Origin of the sequence: Acinetobacter sp., from assembly GCF_039596015.1 — a bacterium.
GTDB lineage: Bacteria > Pseudomonadota > Gammaproteobacteria > Pseudomonadales > Moraxellaceae > Acinetobacter.
Map to the genome: position 1 here is coordinate 43,202 of NZ_JBCNKN010000005.1, position 18,161 is coordinate 61,362.

Sequence of the window (18,161 nt, forward strand, 5' to 3'; positions counted from 1 at the left end):
ACGTGCTATTATTGGCGCGAATCCGAACGGAGCGCTTGAATTGGTGAGAATTTCACACAAGTCGTTTCGCAACATTGGTTTAATGGGTCGTCCAGACAAGTCCTCTGTTGTAGAAACCCTTTGTCTTATTTATGACCATCTATTGGCATTAGGGTTACACCCAATTTTTGATGTAGAAACAGCAAAACTGGTTCCTTATCAGGATTGTCAAATTGTTGGACGTCATTTAATGGGCGAAGTTGCTGATCTGGTTGTTGTGGTTGGGGGCGATGGTTCCTTATTACATGCAGCACGGGCTTTGGTGAAATACAACACTCCTGTTGTTGGGGTAAACCGTGGTCGCTTAGGGTTCTTAACCGATATTAAACCGAGCATGGTGTTGTCGAAACTGGATCAGGTCTTAAAAGGTGAATTTCAGTTAGATAAGCGTTTCTTGCTGGAAATGGAAATCCGTTCTGCGGGTGATGTTATTTATCAGGCGATTGCCTTAAATGATATTGTGCTGCACTCAGGGCGTTCGGTACACATGATTGATTTTGAACTGTCAATTGATGGGCAGTTTGTGTATCGCCAACATAGTGACGGTTTAATTGTTTCAACACCAACAGGTTCAACCGCATATGCGCTTTCTGGTGGTGGCCCGATTATTCACCCAAGTATGGATGCGATTGCGTTAGTTCCGATGCACCCACACACTTTGTCATCCCGTCCGATTATTGTGGGTGATCAAAGCGAAATAAAAATTAGGGTTCAAGAAAACCGTGTTATGCCGATGGTCAGTGCCGATGGTCAGCATAGTGTGGCACTCAATGCAGGAGATGCTTTACATATTCGTAAGCACCCATTTAAATTAAATCTATTACATCCACCTGGGTATGATTTTTATATGTCGTGCCGTACTAAACTTGGTTGGAATCAGGATTTTGAAGCCTTAACTCAGCAGGAAGAATGAGATGAATATTGAACAAATGCTGTCTGTGTTAGACCCTGAAATTGTACAGCGTTTAAAAACAGCAGTTGAAATTGGAAAATGGCCGAATGGCGTTGCGTTGACACAAGAACAGCGTGAAATTTGTATGCAGGCGGTTTTAGCTTGGGAATACAAACATTTACCTGAAGAAGAACGCACAGGCTATATTGACCGTGGTAAGAAAAAAGAGGGTGAAGTTTGTGAAGATGATCATCACAAAACTGAACCTGAGTTTAAGCCAATTCGTTTTGTTTAAATGATATATCCCGTGTCATTTAAATGGCTTCTCTACGGATGATCTAAAATCCGTAGAGAGCAAAAGTCAAAAAATAATTAAAATCGATCTTGCCAGAGTTGTTTTGCTTTGAGCATAGCATCTTCATAAGTTGCACAGACACCCATCGTATATAAAGCAATACCCATGGTTTCAGTGACGGCCACTTCGCCATATTCATGTGTTTGTTTGCCTTCCCACACTGCTTTAAACACAGATAAATCCAGTTCTTCTTCTATATCGCTGCGGCCAGCCGTAAGTTTTGGTAATTCATGCTCGTACATTGCACCTTCATGAATACCACAAATCAGGGTTTTGGCATCGGGGTTACGTTCAAACTCTCCGCCTTCACCTTTAATCACGGCACTGTTTTTATAACCCAAAGTAAACGCCGTGCGTTGATGTGAGGCACGATACGCAGGGTGGAAAATTGCCTGCAACGTTGCTTTGGCATTAAATGGGTTAATTAAACGTGCCAATGTATGCACAGGTGAACGTAAGCCCATCACATTTCGGAGTCCGATTAATTCATCTAGAACAGGTGAAATGACCGAAAGAGGCAAATAGGCAAAATGACGATCAGCCAGTTGTTGTGCAACATCGGTCTGATTTTGACAGATTGGATAGTCGAGATAATCTAACACTTGTTCGGTATAGACTCGGTTTAAAGTGTGTCCTGCTGCACCATGCATGACGATACGATAACCATGATGTGCCAATGTTAAAGCTGCAAGTAAAAACCAAGGATAGTGTTTACGTTTACCTGCGTAAGATGACCAGTCTAAATCGACATCAAGTGGGGTAAATGGCAGTTGATCTCGTGTGGCTCGAACGAAGCCTGCTAATTCTTCAACCGATTCTTCTTTCACCCGTAATAACATTAAAAATGCACCGAGCTGCACATCTAATACGTCACGTTTTAAAATCAGGCTAAAAGCGTCATACGCTTCTTGATAGGTTAACGAGCGCGCTCCTGTTTTTCCTTTGCCGATAATACGGATGTACTGCGCAAAGGGGTGTTCAAAGTCCTGATACAGATTACGTTTGGTATTCATTTCAATATATAGCTTTTATAAGTGTTAAAAATTATCATACCGAATTATAACGCAAGGCAAAACAGATTTTTGGTGAGCGGTTAAACCTTTAATTTCTAGTCATTTTACACGAATTGGTGAAGGGAAACTCGTCTTGGTGTTTGTACTGTTGAGATGATGTTTTGGGTATAGCTCTTGTGTATTGCGTTGTAATTGTTCTATTTTAGCGAATGGCGCAAGTGATTCATCTAAAGTTGAATCGTTCTCTTTGATCTTGAGTAACATTTCTGATTTGAATATGGTTATACTTGCAAACAATCCGTTATGCGTATGGGGCGAATTCAACATGGTCCATGATGATCATCAAACGACTTCTCTAAATTTAGATCAAATCCGTTCAGATATTGATAGTGTCGATCAACAGATACAAGATTTGTTGAATCGTCGAGCACGTTTGGCTGAGGCTGTGGCAAAAGCGAAATTTGCAACAGAAGAGAACCCGTTATTTTACCGCCCCGAACGTGAGGCGCAGGTTCTACGTCGAGTGATGGAGCGTAATCAGGGGCCTTTATCTGATGTCACAATGGCACGTTTGTTCCGTGAAATCATGTCGGCCTGTTTGGCACTTGAAGCACCGCAAAGTATTGCTTTTTTAGGGCCTGAAGGGACATTTACACATGCTGCTGCATTAAAGCATTTTGGTAAAGATGCTGTGGTACGCCCAATTACCACCATTGATGAAGTGTTCCGTGAGGTTGAAGCGGGCAGTGCGCATTATGGCGTTGTACCTGTTGAAAACTCATCTGAAGGCGTGGTCAACCATACTTTAGATTGTTTTAAAAATTCAAATTTAAATGTGATTGGGGAAGTTGAATTACGTATTCACCATCAATTCCTCATTTCAGAAAATACTCGTAAAGACAGCATTAAACAAATTTATGCGCACCAGCAAGCATTGGCACAATGCCGTAAATGGTTAGATGCACATTACCCTGGGGTAGAGCGTATTGCACTGTCTTCAAATGGTGAAGCTGCGCGCCGTATTCGCAATGAATGGCATTCGGCAGCCATAGCGTCGGATGTTGCGGCAAGTACCTATGGTTTGGAGATTTTGCATAGCAATATTGAAGATAACCCAGAAAATACAACACGTTTCTTGGTCATTGGTCGTGAAAAAATTCCAGCAAGTGGCAATGATAAAACATCATTACTGATTGCAGCACATGACCGTGCTGGTGCATTACTGGATATTCTGGAGCCTTTTGCAAAACACGGAATCAGTTTGACCAGTATCGAAACGCGCCCTGCGCTTCCTGAAAAATGGGCGTATGTGTTCTTTGTTGATTTAGAAGGGCATATTGATCAGCCAAATGTTGCGGCTGCACTAGATGATATCCGTCCGATTGTGAAAGAGTTACGAATTTTAGGATCTTATCCTGCTGCGGTTCTTTAAAGATCATGCTAAGGCTTCTGGAGATGTTCAGAGGTCTTATTCTGTTTGCCATCCTTCATCATAAAAGAAGGATGATTCATTGTTAGTGAAAGGTTCAATGCTTATGTTGTCGCACAAGGCGAGAGGGTAAAGATGTCATCTCCGCTGTTTCATAAAGTTGCATTTATTGGATTAGGACTGATTGGTTCAAGTCTGGCACGGGTTATTCAGGCACAAGGTTTGGCTGAACAGGTGGTGGCTTCGACACGGTCAAAACAAACTTTGCAGGATGCTTTGGCACTTGGGTTGATTCAGCAGGGATATGCGTCACCTGAACAAGCGGTACAAAATGCTGATTTGGTGGTTTTGGCGTTACCTGTGCAGGCAACAGAAAAGGTATTGCATTTGATTAAGCCTTATCTGAGTGAAAACGCCATCTTAACCGATGTGGGCAGTACCAAAGGTAATGTGGTTGCAGCGGCAAAACGCGTTTTTGGAAACCAACTTCCCGCAGGGTTTGTGCCGGGACATCCTATTGCAGGTAGTGAACATACAGGTGTTCATGCCGGAAAAGTTGACTTATTTGCCAACCATAAAGTGATTTTGACGCCATTAGACAGCAGTGCAACATGGGCAGTAGATCAGCTCGTGGCATTATGGACAGCTGCTCAAGCTGAAGTCATTTGCATGGATGTGCAAAAACATGATGAAGTGTTGGCACATACCAGTCATTTACCGCATTTGATGGCATTTAATTTAGTCGAGCAACTGGCAAACCGTGAAGATAATCTCGATATTTTCCGTTATGCAGCAGGTGGCTTTCGTGACTTTTCACGGATTGCAGCATCTGATCCACAAATGTGGCATGACATTTTCTTTGCCAACAAAACTGCAATTTTAAACGCTGTTGATGGTTTTGAAGCACAACTTGCAACCATTCGTAAACTCATTGAAGATGAAAATTCGAGTGAATTAATGGGGCTACTTGAACATGCTCAGGCAGCCCGACAACACTTTAACCATATGCTTGCCAAAAAGAATGTATCGGAGGCGAATCACGTGACACAAAAATTTACCATCCAGCCACAACAACATCAGTTTAAAGGAACATTCACGGTTCCTGGTGATAAATCGGTGTCACATCGTTCCATCATGTTTGGTGCAATTGCCGAAGGCACAACACATGTGACAGGTTTTCTGGAAGGTGAAGATGCATTAGCAACTTTGCAGGCATTTCGTGATATGGGCGTGGTCATTGAAGGCCCTGCCAATGGTGAAGTGACTATTCATGGTGTCGGCATGCAAGGCTTAAAAGCACCTCAGCAGGCGTTATATATGGGTAATTCTGGCACCAGTATGCGTTTGCTTTCTGGCATGTTGTCTGCACAAAAGTTCGATACAGTCATGACAGGTGATGCTTCATTGTCAAAACGTCCAATGGAACGGATTGCTAAACCATTACGTTTAATGGGTGCTCAAATCCAGACCACAGGTGAAAAAGGTACGCCACCAGTCAGCATTACAGGAAATCAGGCTTTGGCAGGAATTGCCTATGATTTACCAATGGCATCGGCTCAGGTGAAATCTGGAATTTTACTTGCAGGTTTATGGGCAGAGGGCGAAACCTCAGTGACAGAACCAGAGCCAACCCGTGACCATACAGAACGTATGTTACGCGCCTTTGGATACGATGTTAAAACAGAAGGTAATCGTATTTCATTGACAGGGGGCGGTAAACTGGTTGCAACCAATATTCAAGTGCCATCGGATATTTCATCTGCTGCATTTTTTATGGTGGGTGCTGCGATTTGTGAAAATGCAGATGTGACCTTAGAAGCGGTAGGTATTAACCCAACTCGTACAGGTGTTATTGAAATCTTAAAAGCGATGGGTGCAGACCTTGAAGTGCTGAATGAACGCATTGCAGGTGGCGAACCGATTGCTGATATTCGTATTCGTGGTTCACGCACATTGAAAGGGATTCATATTCCAGAAGACCAAGTTCCTTTGGCAATTGATGAATTCCCAGCATTGTTTATTGCTGCTGCATGTGCAGAAGGAGAAACCGTGTTGACGGGTGCGGCAGAACTTCGTGTGAAAGAATCTGACCGTATTCAAGTCATGGCAGATGGTTTACATGCGATGGGAATTGAATGCACTCCAACAGCAGACGGGATTATCATTCAAGGGCAAGGCAAAACAGGCGATTGGTCACCAATTTTTAAAGGTGCAGAGATTGAATCTCACCATGACCACCGTATTGCCATGAGTTTTAGTATTGCAGGGTTACGTGCTGCAGAAACAATTAGTATTATTGGTACGGAAACAGTTGCGACCAGTTTCCCAACGTTTACTCAGTTGGCAAATCAGGCTGGTTTAAGCATTGAAGTCGCTGAATAAGCCAGTCGAAATACGCAAACAGCAATAAAGTAAACCAAGAACGTCAGGCACATGCTTGGCGTTTTTTTGTGCTTTTCGTTGGAATGTAAAGACTTTTCTTCTGAGAGTGTAAAGTCTATTTCATGAGGTTTTTTGCATGATGATCTTTAAGCATTGGTGCTAAAAAATGTATCTCGTGAAAATAGAAGTCTGGTTTGTCCTTTGTCGTGTGTCATGCCTTTTCTATTTAATTTCGAATTATGATGTAAATCCTTTTGGTGTATAGTCAAAACTTGCTTGAAAAAAGAGAATATGCAATGAATACCCCTGTTGATTTAACTCAACTTGAACCACAAAACGTATGGACGCATTTTGCGACATTGTGCCAAATTCCAAGACAATCAAAACATGAACAACAGTTACGTCAGCATTTACAGGATTGGGCGATTACGAAGGGCTTGGAAACTTATGTGGATCAGATTGGGAATTTGATCATTCGTAAGCCTGCAACACAGGGAATGGAACATGTCGCAGGGGTCATTCTGCAAGGTCATCTGGATATGGTGACGCAAGCCAATCGGGGAACGGAACATGACTTTAGCCAAGACCCGATTCAACCTATTTTAAAAGATGGCTGGTTGATTGCAGAAAATACCACACTGGGAGCAGACAATGGCATTGGGGTTGCGTTGGCCTTGGCGGTGTTGGATGCCAAAGAGATTTCACATGGGCCGATAGAAGTTCTATTAACCATTGATGAAGAAGCAGGCATGAGTGGCGCACGTTTCTTGGAAAAAGGCGTATTACACGGCAAATGGTTATTTAATATTGATACCGAAGAATGGGGGCAATTGTACCTCGGTTGTGCAGGTAGTCAGGATGTTGAGATTCATCAACCACTTGATTATGTAGATCTTCCACAGCATTTACAACACGTTGAAATTCAGGTTTTGGGTTTAAAAGGTGGACACTCAGGGGTGGATATTCATCTGGGGCGGGGCAATGCCAATGTGATTTTGGCACAGTTTCTAAATGAAAACCTCGACGCATTGGGTGGGTATCTGATTGAGTTCTCAGGTGGAACAGCCCGAAATGCACTCCCGCGTGAGGCAACCGCGAAAATTGCATTACCTGATACAGCATTTGCAGCATTACAGCTGCGACTTTTACAAGCCCAACAACATTGGCAAGATATGCTGAAAGGCATTGATGATGCATTGCAACTGAGTTGCCATATTGTGGAAAATACAGCAACGCAAATGTTGGAAAAAAGCCAGCAAACGATATGGCTAAATGCTTTGGCACACTGCCCGTATGGGGTGATTCAAATGAGTCAGAGTTTAGAAAATGTTGTTGAAACATCCAATAATATTGGTGTCGTGCGTCTGAATAACACAGGAGCAGATGTTTCAATTATGGTGCGTTCGATGGTCAATCATGCGTTATCTGCACATGCAGAACAGATTCAACGCCTATTTAACAATGACGGTATTTCTGCAACTTTAGCCCCATTGGTTTCAGGGTGGACACCCAACCCAAATTCGGCAGCATTACACTGTTTACAAGATGCTTATCAACAACGCTTTAATATAGAACCTGATCTGAAAGTCATTCACGCAGGCTTAGAGTGTGGGATTATTGCAGAGCATTATCCGCATTTGGAAATGGTGTCTTTTGGCCCAGATATTCAAGGGGCACATGCACCAGGCGAACGTGTCAATGTTGAAACAGTCGAAAAATGCTGGAAACTTTTGACAGCAGCATTAGCACGTGTCACAGCATAAGGCACTGCGCAAGAGTTTAAACATTATACTCTTGCGCAAGATTTTATAGGGTCAAGTAACGGTCTACAACTTGGCGTAGCTGTTTTAAATAGCCTGTGAAAAAATGATTCGCACCCGGGAAAATAGTAATCGGATGTTTTTGCGGTTTTGCCCAAGCGACAACATCACGAAGTAGGGTAATGTCATCTTCTTCGCCATGAACAAATAAAAGATTACCCTGAATTTCTGGTGTCTGATAATCCCGCAGACCACGTACCATCGCTGTTGGAAGCCCACAGAGAATCATCTGTTTTGGACGTAGTTCTAGGCTAAGTTCGGCATAGCATTTTGCTAGGACGTGTGCGCCAAAACTAAACCCACCTGCATAAAAAGGAAACGTTGGAAATTGTGCACGTATTTGTGCAATAACTGCCAAAATATCGTTGGTTTCACCAACGCCTTCTTCATGTGGGCCTTCGGTTGAACCTGCGCCACGAAAACTTGGGCGGTACACAATACAACCACGTGCGGTCAAAGCATTAGACAGTAATACGGGAATTTTATGCTGTGCATTGCCACCTTGTAACGGGTGCGGATGGCATACCACAGCGAAACTGCTGATTTCGCCTTGAGGTCGGTCAACAAAGACTTCAATCTTCCCCGCAGGTCCTTGCAGGAATATTGTTTCAGACATGAATCATCATCTTTCAATAAAAATAAGGTTTATTTTACCGATAAAAGCCATCAAAAACATAAATTGGCATTGAATAATATGGGCTGTTATAGTGAGCAAAATCAGAAAATCAGGATTGTTATGCTTGCGCTTATTTCACCCGCAAAAACTTTAGATTATGAAACAGCTTTGCCAACAGACCAATTTACACAACCACGTTTATTGGATGACTCGGCAGAATTAATAGCGGTAACACGTCAGCTTTCAGCAACAGAAATTGCGACATTGATGAGCGTGAGTGAAAAAATTGCCCAGCTCAATGTGGCACGTTTTCAGGATTGGCAGCCTGACTTTGATTTTGCCAATGCTCGTCAGGCGATTTTTGCATTTAAGGGCGATGTCTATACAGGTTTGGATGCATATCATCTGAATGATGCACAGCTTGATTTTGCACAGCAGCATTTACGTATGTTGTCGGGACTCTATGGTTTATTACGCCCCTTAGATTTAATGATGCCGTATCGTTTGGAAATGGGAACAAAACTTCATAATCCGCGTGGGCAAAATTTATATGCGTTTTGGGGCGATAAAATTACCCAAATGATCAATGCCGATTTGGCAGATGCAGACACCGAAATTTTGGTAAATTTAGCATCGGATGAATATTATAAATCGGTGAAGGAAAGCAAGATTAAAGCTGAAATCATTAAACCCGTTTTTCTGGATCAGAAAAATGGGAAATACAAAGTAATCAGTTTTTATGCTAAAAAAGCGCGTGGGTTGATGGCACGGTTTATGATTGAAAATAAAATTGACCGTGTTGAGGACTTAAAAGCTTTCCAAAGTGAAGGGTATTATTTTGATACTGCAAACTCATCTGCAACCGAGTTGGTGTTTAAACGAGATGAACAGTAACGCTGAAAAATAGTATAAAAGATGGAGTTTGATGCTCCATTTTTCATGAAAGCGACTTAAAGGCATCCAGTGCGCGCAGGCGACTGGCTTTTAAATCCACGATAGGTTCTGGATAGTCCAAATGTGGTTGTTCTGATGTGGCATAAGGTGCATGAATGGTTTTTGCATCTAAATGTCGTAATTCAGGCAACCATTTTCGTAGATAATCCCCATTTGGGTCGAACTTCTTCGACTGCTCAATCGGGTTGAAAATACGAAAATAAGGCACGGCATCTGTTCCTGTCGAAGCGCACCATTGCCATCCACCATTATTGGCTGCAAGGTCACCATCGATCAAATGCTGCATAAACCATTGTTCGCCTTTACGCCAATCGATGAGCAGATTTTTGCTTAAAAACATGGCGCAGATCATACGGACTCGATTATGAATCCATCCTGTTTGCATGAGTTGGCGCATTCCAGCATCTACAATGGGGATACCTGTTTGTCCATGCTGCCATGCTTTTAAATCCGTTTCATTTTCTCGCCACACAAGCTGACGGGTTTTGGTTTGAAAGAGCTGATGTTTTGATACCTGTGGAAAATCAAACAAAATATGCTGATAAAATTCACGCCATAATAATTCATCTAGCCAGCATCGCTGTCCTTGATTTTGAATCAGAAATTGTCCATGTTGAGCCTGAAATAAGGTTTGTAGACATTGGCGAATGGATAAAATGCCGATATTTAAATAGGCAGCAAGCTGACTCGTGGCAGACAATGCAGGGAAGTCACGTTGTTGTTGATAATGCACAACATCTTGTTCAATAAATTCATTGAGCTGTTTTTTTGCAAAATCTTCACCCACAGGCCATAAATGTTGAATGTCGAGGGTAGGGGCAATATAGCCTAAGTCAGCAAGAGCAGGAATGGTGCTTTGGCTTGGTTCGATATCTAAATTAAGTGGTATTTGTGGTGTGATGTCAGGAAAACAAGCCGGAATTTGAATATCTAATCGTTGATAACAATTATGTTTAAATGCGCTAAAGACTTTATAAGGTTGCCCTGATTGGTTGCGAATATGACCGACTGGAAAAAGGGTACGATCTTGGTGGAGATAAAAGGTAATTTGTGTTGATTTGAGTATATCTTTGAAGCATTGATCCCGTTGTTGTTCGTGGACTCCAAATTCAAGATTGGCATGTATCTGTTGAATATCAAATTGTTTGCAAAGTTCTAATAATGGCTGTGCAATGTCTTTCCAAAATGGAATGACCTGTACGATGAGCGGGATATTGAGTTGATGAAGTTGTTGTTTTAATTGTTGTAATTGCCGTAAATAAAAATCGATTTTGATTGCAGCATCATCATGTATTCGCCATTGAGCAGGAGAAAGTGCGACATAGGCAATACATTCGGCTTGTTGTGTGGCATGCCAAAGAGCAGCATGATCTGAAATACGTAAATCTTGCCGAAACCAAATCAGATTTTTCATTGCAGTAGATAGATCGTAAATTTATAAACTAAAAAATAGCATAAAAAAATGGAGCATGATGCTCCATTTTTTGATTTCGTGGTGAAATCTTAGTGGTGATGACCACCAGCACCGTGAACGTGACCGTGTTCAAGCTCTTCTTCGCTTGCATCACGTACTTCTACGATTTCAACATCAAAAGTTAAATCTTGACCAGCCAATGGGAAGTTCGCATCAACAAGTACGTTGTCGCCTTCAACTGCTTTTACTGTAACGATTTGAACACCGTCATCAGTTTGAGCTTGGAACTGCATACCAGCTTCAATGTTTTCAACACCTTGGAACATTTTTGCAGGAACTTCTTGTACAAGATCAGGGTTGTATTCGCCATAACCTTCCGCAGCAGGAATCGTTACTTTGAATTTGTCGCCTGCAGTTTTACCTTCAAGTGCTTTTTCTAAACCAGGAATGATGTTACCTGCACCGTGCAAATAAGCTAGTGGTTCGCCTTGAGATTGATCAAGCGTTTCGCCTTCGGCATTTGTAAGTGTGTAGTTAAAAGAAACTACGTGGTTATTTGCAATTGCAGTCATGTTTTTTAATCCATGTCGAGTTAAGGTTACATCATAAAAGCAAAGCTGTTTTTGGAAAAATAAAATTTCTGCAAAATGCTGAATTTTTCATGATGAATATCTATTTTAACTATCATATGGGGATGTGGTAATAAAATTCAATGCCAATTTATTCTTAAGTTGTTTTAAAAAGTTTAGATATGGGTTGAATGATACTTTTTAATGCAGTTTATGGGTGATATACCCGATAAAACGGTGCAAAAGTGTTTTTTTATGGTGCCTTGAAATTGTAAAAAGATGGCATAAACCATCTTTTTACAATATGCCTAAATTCAAAGATTTTTAAAATCAGGCAGATTTAGTGCAGTGGAAAAATAGTCGCAGGTGAAGCGGCTTCTTTGAAAAAAGGTAAAATTTGTTTGATCCATGCCCAAAAGCGCTGTAATAGGCTTGCGGGCTCTAACTTTACATCATTGTTAATTGCAACATCTTCAACCCACTGGTTGTTTTGATAGATTTTAACTGTAGCGAGTTGCACATTTTGGTTGAAAGGTGCAGTCAGTTGTTGTTTGTTTAACTGTACCTGTAGTTTGGTTGCCGTTTGGGCAAGTGGTTGTACAGTTTGTCCATTGAGTTTTAGCAGACCACTTGCCTGATCAAAACTACGCATATCAATCGCTACAGGTTGTTGGTAAAGCGATGTTGTCATGATTTTATTGTTTTGAGGGGTAATGGTGTAGCGTTTAATTTGCCCCGAGAGTACCGGAATTTCGGCAATCGGCTGTTTGGCTTTAATCGCAACTTCATCGCGGGTGTAGTTATAAGCAAGGTTCATTAAACGGTGGGCAACCTCTGCGCGCATCACAGGGCTAGTTGTACCGAGTACCACCACAATCAAACGACGGTCAGGCATGTCTGGGTTCATGGTTGGACGCTTGGCTGTTAACGCAAGGTTAAAGCCCGCAGCACGTGTAAATCCTGTTTTTAAACCATCGACAGTAGCATCTTGTTTTACCAAAATATTAGTGGCATGGTGTGTTCGGTTATTCCACGTATAACTGGTTTGTTTTGAATAATAAAGATAGTCAGGATATTGTTGAATTAAGGCATTGCCTAACTTTGCCATATCTGCCGCAGATGAATAATGTCCATCCATGGTAATGCCGGCTGGGTTGGTAAAATGCGTGTCGGTCATGCCTAAAGCTTTGGCTTCCTGATTCATTCGTGCCACAAAATGAGGAAGATCTCCGCCAATGCGCTGTGCAAGTGTTACGGCTGCATCATTGGCTGACATGACGACTAGACCAGAAAGAAGTTGATCAATCGAAATTTTTTGCCCAGGACGTAAAAACATTTGTGATTCATCGGGCTGAACCACATGTACGACATCGTTTGCCGTAATAATTTCATTGCGTTTTAGCTTACCTGCTTTGATCTCTTTTAGGGTGATATAAGCAACCATCATTTTGGTTAAAGAAGCTGGGGCACGTTGTGCATGGCTATTAAATTCAGCAATGGTTTGACCTGATTGTGGGTCAAAAATAGTCCATGCTGCCGCAGGCACCGATGTCGGGTCAATATTTAAAATTGCCGCATGCGAAAGGCCTGTGCATAAAAAGCTCATGCCAGCACACAATGAAATGAAACGTTTCAACGGGAATATCCTAGGGGGAAGAAAAAACATATATTCTATGCACAAGCTTAATTTGAGCTTGATTCGCTTGATCTTGTGAACAGAATGACAGCAGTGCGCCATATTAGAGTAAAAAAGTGCTAAGCTAAAGCCCTGCATAACTTCATCAAGATTAGAATTCTGACTTATGTTGCACTATCAAATTGAGTTTGACGATTATCAACAACATCTCGTTCACGTAACCCTCCGTTTTTTGGCAAATCCAACGCAGGTTTTATGGCTTCCAACATGGATACCCGGTAGCTATTTGATTCGTGAATTTGCCAAACACATCGAGTCAGTTCGTGCCTATGATGAGGCTGGACGTGTTCTTAAAATAAGTAAATTTGAAAAGAATAAATGGCGATTGTTTAATACAGACCACGAGCTGATCACGGTTGAATATGATGTTTATGCATACGACTTATCTGTGCGTGGCAGCTATGTCGACCAAACTCGGTTGTATGTCAATCCCGCGAGTATTTGTCTTGGGTTAGAAGGCCAAGAACAAGCACCATGTGAACTTGAAGTATTTTTGCCCGATGCCTTAAAACACTTTCAATTGGCAACGGGTTTAATTTCAAAAAGTCTGGTGAAAGGGCGTTATACCCTAAAAGCAGACCATTATATGCAGCTTATTGACTGCCCATTTGAGTTGGCAGAGCAGACCCGTTTTAGTTTTGATGCAGAACAAATTCCACATGAGTTTGTGCTGTCAGGCAAGCACAGTGCAAATTTGGAACGCTTAAAGCAAGATTTGCAAAAAATTTGCCAAACAGAAATTCAGATGTTTGGTTCAGCGCCATTTCAAAACTATGTCTTTATGACCATGGCAACGGGCAATAGCTATGGTGGATTAGAGCATCCGAATAGTACCAGTCTGATTACACCACGGAATGACTTGCCTAAAGCCAATGAGCCTGAAGAACCATCAACAGATTATCAACGCTTTTTGGGGCTATGCAGTCATGAATATTTTCACTCATGGTTAGTGAAATTTATTCGTCCCGAAAACTTGGCGCAGTATGATTTGCACAAGGAAAGCTACACTTCGTTGTTGTGGATTTTTGAAGGGTTTACCTCGTATTATGATGATTTGATCTTGTTACGAAGTGGGGTTATTTCGCAAGATTCTTATTTGACATTACTCAAAACACAAATTGATCGATATCTACAAAATCCGGGTAAATCGATTCAGACGGTTGCAGAGTCAAGTTTTGATGCGTGGATTAAATTTTATCGTCCAGATGAAAACAGCAACAATGCAGGCACAAGTTACTATAACAAAGGTAGTCTAGTTGCTTTGTGTTTAGACTTAGGATTGCGTTTGCGTGGTTCAAGCTTAGATGCGCTTATGCGTCGTTTATATGAAAATACGCAACAAGGTATTCAGGTCAATGAGCGGACAATTTTTGAGCTTTGTCAGGCGTTGACAGGGGATAACTGGATTGAACAGATCAATCATTTAATTAATACCACAGATGATTTACCGTTAGATCAATTATTGCCTGAATTTGGTTTAAGCTATCAGCTAAAAGCGGAACAAGCCTTTCCTTTTGGCTTAAAATTAAGTGAAAAACCAGAGGGCGTGGTGGTTCAGCAAGTGAGTCGGATGAGCACAGGGGCAAAAGCGGGGCTATCGGCACACGATGTCATTATTGCCATTGATGGTTTAAAAGCATCTGAAAAGTTACTTACGCAATATGCCAAACAACAAGGCGAATTTACGGTGTTGGCATTTCGCCGTGACGAGCTGATGCAGTTTGAAGTGACAGGCGCAGAGCTTTCATTACAAACAGTAGCGTTTAATGTCGAAGACCAGACAAAACTAGACAGTTGGTTGAAGTCTTAAATAAAGATCAGTCCTGATATTAAAATGATATCAGGACTGATACTAAATTATTCATTGGTATAATAAGTTGAATAACCATAAGGGCTCATTTGCAACGGAATGTTGTAATGGTCTTGTGAGCCATCAATAATAAAAACAAGTGGAACTTCAGGGTAGAAACTACGCTGATTATTTTTTCTGAACCAGTCGCCTGTTTTAAAGGTCAGTTTATAAAAGCCCTTATCTAATGTCGTTTTATCTTTAGGATAAAGCGTATCGAGTCGTCCTTGGGCATCGGTTTGCCCTTCACCAATTTTAACCCATTGGTTATTTTGCTGTGCTTCTAACACGACAGCTAACTGATTAACAGGTTGGCCATTGGTCAAACTGGTCACTTTCACTTGGATGGGTTGTTCTGCAAAAATGGCCGTAGAAAAAAGTAAAGCCAGCGTAGAGCAAAATAATTTATACATTCGGTTAAAACCTGATATCTAAATTCAAATGCTATGTTAAGAATAAGTTTGCGTCATGAAGATATGAATAATGTAACAATGATGATTTAAGCTTTGAATAATAAATAAACTTTTCATCCATTTTATTTAAAAATCTGTATCAAAAAGGATGATTTATCTTTTTGATTAGGCGGTACATCGGCAGATTTTGTACCATATAAATTTGACCTTTAGTCGGCTGGTTAAAATGTTTGCAGCAGAAAATGAAATGGATGTGTGTGAAATTTAAGCAAAATATCCATATTAAAAGATATTTATTAGTTGACTGATATACGATGAAGGTCGATACTTTCATCGTTTTGTTTCAGTAAACCTGTTTGCAGGGGCTGAGTCTAAACCTTAGTCCTAAAAAAATTCAATCCAATGCAAGGAGCTATATATGGCTGGTGGAAAGTCAAAAATCATTTATACACTGACCGACGAGGCACCACTATTGGCGACTTACTCGTTATTGCCGATTATTGAGACCTTCACTAAGCCGGCAGGTGTAGAGATTGTTAAAACTGACATCTCTGTGGCCGCGCGTGTGCTTGCAGAATTCAAAGACTATCTAAGCGATGACCAGAAAGTAACTGATAACCTCGCAGAGTTAGGTCGTCTTACGCAAGATCCAGACACAAATATCATCAAACTCCCAAATATTAGTGCCTCAGTTGGCCAGTTGGTGTCGTGCATCAAGGAACTTCAGTCAAAAGGTTTTGCAATTCCTGACTATCCTGAAAATCCGACTACAGATGAAGAAAAAACACTTAAGGCACGTTATAGCAAATGCCTTGGCTCGGCTGTAAACCCAGTATTACGTGAAGGGAACTCAGACCGTCGTGCACCTGCTGCTGTAAAAAATTATGCGAGAAAGCACCCACATTCAATGAGTGAATGGAAGCAGTGGTCACAAACCCATGTTTCACATATGGAACATGGTGATTTTTATCATGGCGAAAAGTCATTGACGCTTGACCGTGCGCGCAAAGTAAAAATGGAATTGATTACTCAAAGCGGCAAAAGCATTGTTCTTAAACCTGAAGTTAAATTGCTTGATGGCGAAATCATTGATTCAATGTTTATGAGTAAGAAAGCACTATGTGATTTCTACGAAAAAGAACTTGAAGACTGCCGTGAAGCAGGAATCCTGTTCTCATTGCACGTAAAAGCAACCATGATGAAAGTTTCACACCCGATTGTATTCGGTCACTGTGTGAAAATTTATTATAAAGATGCGTTTGAAAAACACGGTAAATTGTTTGATGAGTTAGGGATTAACGTCAACAATGGTATGGCGAATCTTTACGAAAAAATCGAAACTTTGCCAGAATCTCAACGCGATGAAATCATCCGTGATTTACATGCATGCCAAGAACACCGTCCAGCTTTAGCGATGGTTGACTCTGCAAAAGGCATTACTAACTTCCATTCTCCAAACGACGTTATTGTCGATGCATCTATGCCAGCCATGATCCGTGCGGGTGGTAAAATGTGGGGTGCAGATGGCAAGCAGTATGATGCGAAAGCAGTAATGCCAGAATCAACATTTGCGCGTATTTACCAAGAAATGATCAATTTCTGTAAATGGCATGGCAACTTTGATCCAAAAACCATGGGTACAGTTCCAAACGTCGGTTTGATGGCACAAAAAGCTGAAGAATACGGTTCACATGACAAAACTTTTGAAATTTCAGAAGCAGGTGTTGCCAACATTACTGACCTAGAAACAGGCGAAGTATTGTTATCTCAAGATGTTGAGGAAGGTGATATCTGGCGTATGTGTCAGGTGAAAGATGCACCGATTCGTGACTGGGTTAAACTTGCGGTAACGCGTGCACGCAACTCTGGTATGCCTGCAATTTTCTGGCTTGACCCGTACCGCCCACACGAAAATGAATTGATCAAGAAAGTAGAAAAATACTTGAAAGATCATGATACGACTGGTTTAGATATTCAAATTATGTCACAAGTTCGTGCAATGCGTTACACACTTGAGCGTGTTGTTCGTGGTTTAGATACGATTTCTGTGACAGGTAATATTTTACGTGATTACTTGACAGACTTGTTCCCAATCATGGAATTGGGTACATCTGCGAAAATGTTGTCTATCGTGCCGTTAATGGCAGGTGGTGGCATGTACGAAACAGGTGCAGGTGGTTCTGCGCCAAAACACGTACAGCAATTGGTTGAAGAAAACCATTTACGTTGGGATTCTCTAGGTGAGTTCCTTGCACTTGCAGTTTCTTTGGAAGAAATGGGTATTAAAGAAAATAATACTCGCGCGAAATTACTTGCGAAGACACTGGACGAAGCAACAGGTAAATTGTTGGACAACAACAAATCACCATCACGTCGTACAGGCGAACTTGATAACCGTGGCAGTCACTTCTATCTTTCATTGTATTGGGCGCAAGCACTTGCTGCACAAGACGAAGATGCTGAGCTAAAAGCAAAATTTGCACCTTTAGCAAAAGCATTGGCTGACAATGAAGAGAAAATTGTAGCAGAGTTGGCACAAGTTCAAGGTAAACCTGCGGATATCGGTGGTTACTATGCTGCTGACCCACAGAAAATTGATGCGATTATGCGTCCAAGTGCAACTTTAAATGCGGCATTGGCTGCTGCAAGTGCTTAACGCTGTAGAGCATAAACACATAGACCTATGATGGGTCATGTACTTAAAATCGATGCTTCGGCAT

General features: G+C 41.4%; 15 protein-coding genes. 8 read left to right on the top strand and 7 right to left on the bottom strand.

All coding sequences use genetic code 11. The annotated features are described in order from the left end of the window. Positions 1-43 precede the first annotated feature (43 nt). Positions 44-952 (top strand): NAD(+) kinase, encoded by a 909-nt coding sequence (locus ABDV70_RS06915; RefSeq protein WP_343596515.1) that lies wholly within the window; start codon positions 44-46, stop codon positions 950-952. A 1-nt stretch (position 953) separates the two neighbouring features. Continuing rightward, positions 954-1,226, top strand: a complete 273-nt coding sequence (locus ABDV70_RS06920; protein WP_343596517.1) for a YeaC family protein — start codon at positions 954-956, stop codon at positions 1,224-1,226. A 77-nt stretch (positions 1,227-1,303) separates the two neighbouring features. Here the strand turns inward: ABDV70_RS06920 and ABDV70_RS06925 are convergent, their stop codons facing one another. Together ABDV70_RS06925 and ABDV70_RS06930 are read right to left on the bottom strand one after the other, a co-directional pair. Next, a complete protein-coding gene (locus tag ABDV70_RS06925; protein ID WP_343596519.1) occupies positions 1,304-2,299 on the bottom strand; it encodes a glycosyl transferase family protein in 996 nt (331 codons plus the stop codon). A 99-nt stretch (positions 2,300-2,398) separates the two neighbouring features. Further along, on the bottom strand, positions 2,399-2,563 hold the full coding sequence (locus tag ABDV70_RS06930) for a hypothetical protein (protein ID WP_343596521.1): 165 nt from the start codon (positions 2,561-2,563) through the stop codon (positions 2,399-2,401). Between the two features lie 61 nt (positions 2,564-2,624). On the opposite strand from ABDV70_RS06930, the gene pheA reads away from it, so the two are divergent. The 3 genes from pheA to ABDV70_RS06945 all read left to right on the top strand — a co-directional run bounded on the left by pheA (position 2,625) and on the right by ABDV70_RS06945 (position 7,873). After that, positions 2,625-3,731 carry a prephenate dehydratase gene (gene pheA / locus ABDV70_RS06935; RefSeq protein WP_343596523.1) on the top strand — a complete coding sequence of 369 codons (1,107 nt, stop codon included), beginning with the start codon at positions 2,625-2,627 and terminating at the stop codon, positions 3,729-3,731. 132 nt (positions 3,732-3,863) lie between these two features. After that, complete coding sequence (locus tag ABDV70_RS06940; protein WP_343596525.1) at positions 3,864-6,110, top strand: bifunctional prephenate dehydrogenase/3-phosphoshikimate 1-carboxyvinyltransferase; 2,247 nt, start codon at positions 3,864-3,866, stop codon at positions 6,108-6,110. A gap of 296 nt (positions 6,111-6,406) precedes the next feature. Then, the gene (locus tag ABDV70_RS06945) at positions 6,407-7,873 is read left to right on the top strand and encodes an aminoacyl-histidine dipeptidase (protein ID WP_343596527.1); all 1,467 of its coding nucleotides are present in this window, start codon (positions 6,407-6,409) and stop codon (positions 7,871-7,873) included. A gap of 43 nt (positions 7,874-7,916) precedes the next feature. Here the strand turns inward: ABDV70_RS06945 and ABDV70_RS06950 are convergent, their stop codons facing one another. Continuing rightward, on the bottom strand, positions 7,917-8,546 hold the full coding sequence (locus tag ABDV70_RS06950; RefSeq protein ID WP_343596529.1) for a hydrolase: 630 nt from the start codon (positions 8,544-8,546) through the stop codon (positions 7,917-7,919). Between the two features lie 120 nt (positions 8,547-8,666). Here ABDV70_RS06950 and yaaA point away from each other — a divergent pair, with 120 nt between their 5' ends. Continuing rightward, positions 8,667-9,440 carry a peroxide stress protein YaaA gene (gene yaaA / locus ABDV70_RS06955; RefSeq protein ID WP_343596531.1) on the top strand — a complete coding sequence of 258 codons (774 nt, stop codon included), beginning with the start codon at positions 8,667-8,669 and terminating at the stop codon, positions 9,438-9,440. A gap of 43 nt (positions 9,441-9,483) precedes the next feature. On the opposite strand, the gene ABDV70_RS06960 is transcribed toward yaaA, so the two are convergent. The 3 genes from ABDV70_RS06960 to ABDV70_RS06970 form a co-directional block, all read right to left on the bottom strand. Next, the gene (locus ABDV70_RS06960; protein WP_343596533.1) at positions 9,484-10,914 is read right to left on the bottom strand and encodes an FAD-binding domain-containing protein; all 1,431 of its coding nucleotides are present in this window, start codon (positions 10,912-10,914) and stop codon (positions 9,484-9,486) included. Between the two features lie 89 nt (positions 10,915-11,003). Beyond that, positions 11,004-11,486, bottom strand: coding sequence for a peptidylprolyl isomerase (locus ABDV70_RS06965; protein ID WP_343596535.1), 483 nt, complete (start codon positions 11,484-11,486; stop codon positions 11,004-11,006). A gap of 337 nt (positions 11,487-11,823) precedes the next feature. Continuing rightward, on the bottom strand, positions 11,824-13,119 hold the full coding sequence (locus tag ABDV70_RS06970) for a D-alanyl-D-alanine carboxypeptidase family protein (protein ID WP_343596537.1): 1,296 nt from the start codon (positions 13,117-13,119) through the stop codon (positions 11,824-11,826). Between the two features lie 166 nt (positions 13,120-13,285). Between ABDV70_RS06970 and ABDV70_RS06975 the strand changes: the two genes are divergently transcribed. Beyond that, positions 13,286-14,989 carry a PDZ domain-containing protein gene (locus ABDV70_RS06975; RefSeq protein ID WP_343596539.1) on the top strand — a complete coding sequence of 568 codons (1,704 nt, stop codon included), beginning with the start codon at positions 13,286-13,288 and terminating at the stop codon, positions 14,987-14,989. Between the two features lie 47 nt (positions 14,990-15,036). Here the strand turns inward: ABDV70_RS06975 and uraH are convergent, their stop codons facing one another. Further along, positions 15,037-15,441: a hydroxyisourate hydrolase gene (gene uraH, locus ABDV70_RS06980; protein WP_343596541.1), complete on the bottom strand. Its 405-nt coding sequence runs from the start codon at positions 15,439-15,441 to the stop codon at positions 15,037-15,039. A 418-nt stretch (positions 15,442-15,859) separates the two neighbouring features. Between uraH and ABDV70_RS06985 the strand changes: the two genes are divergently transcribed. Further along, positions 15,860-18,097, top strand: a complete 2,238-nt coding sequence (locus ABDV70_RS06985; protein ID WP_343596543.1) for an NADP-dependent isocitrate dehydrogenase — start codon at positions 15,860-15,862, stop codon at positions 18,095-18,097. Positions 18,098-18,161: the final 64 nt, after the last annotated feature.

Coding starts and splice junctions, on each gene's coding strand:
- pheA (WP_343596523.1), top strand. CDS start 2,625: ATGGTCCATGATGATCATCAAACGACTTCTCTAAATTTAGATCAAATC.
- uraH (WP_343596541.1), bottom strand. CDS start 15,441: ATGTATAAATTATTTTGCTCTACGCTGGCTTTACTTTTTTCTACGGCC.
- ABDV70_RS06920 (WP_343596517.1), top strand. CDS start 954: ATGAATATTGAACAAATGCTGTCTGTGTTAGACCCTGAAATTGTACAG.
- ABDV70_RS06930 (WP_343596521.1), bottom strand. CDS start 2,563: ATGTTACTCAAGATCAAAGAGAACGATTCAACTTTAGATGAATCACTT.
- ABDV70_RS06960 (WP_343596533.1), bottom strand. CDS start 10,914: ATGAAAAATCTGATTTGGTTTCGGCAAGATTTACGTATTTCAGATCAT.
- ABDV70_RS06945 (WP_343596527.1), top strand. CDS start 6,407: ATGAATACCCCTGTTGATTTAACTCAACTTGAACCACAAAACGTATGG.
- ABDV70_RS06950 (WP_343596529.1), bottom strand. CDS start 8,546: ATGTCTGAAACAATATTCCTGCAAGGACCTGCGGGGAAGATTGAAGTC.
- ABDV70_RS06940 (WP_343596525.1), top strand. CDS start 3,864: ATGTCATCTCCGCTGTTTCATAAAGTTGCATTTATTGGATTAGGACTG.
- ABDV70_RS06965 (WP_343596535.1), bottom strand. CDS start 11,486: ATGACTGCAATTGCAAATAACCACGTAGTTTCTTTTAACTACACACTT.
- ABDV70_RS06985 (WP_343596543.1), top strand. CDS start 15,860: ATGGCTGGTGGAAAGTCAAAAATCATTTATACACTGACCGACGAGGCA.
- ABDV70_RS06975 (WP_343596539.1), top strand. CDS start 13,286: ATGTTGCACTATCAAATTGAGTTTGACGATTATCAACAACATCTCGTT.
- ABDV70_RS06925 (WP_343596519.1), bottom strand. CDS start 2,299: ATGAATACCAAACGTAATCTGTATCAGGACTTTGAACACCCCTTTGCG.
- yaaA (WP_343596531.1), top strand. CDS start 8,667: ATGCTTGCGCTTATTTCACCCGCAAAAACTTTAGATTATGAAACAGCT.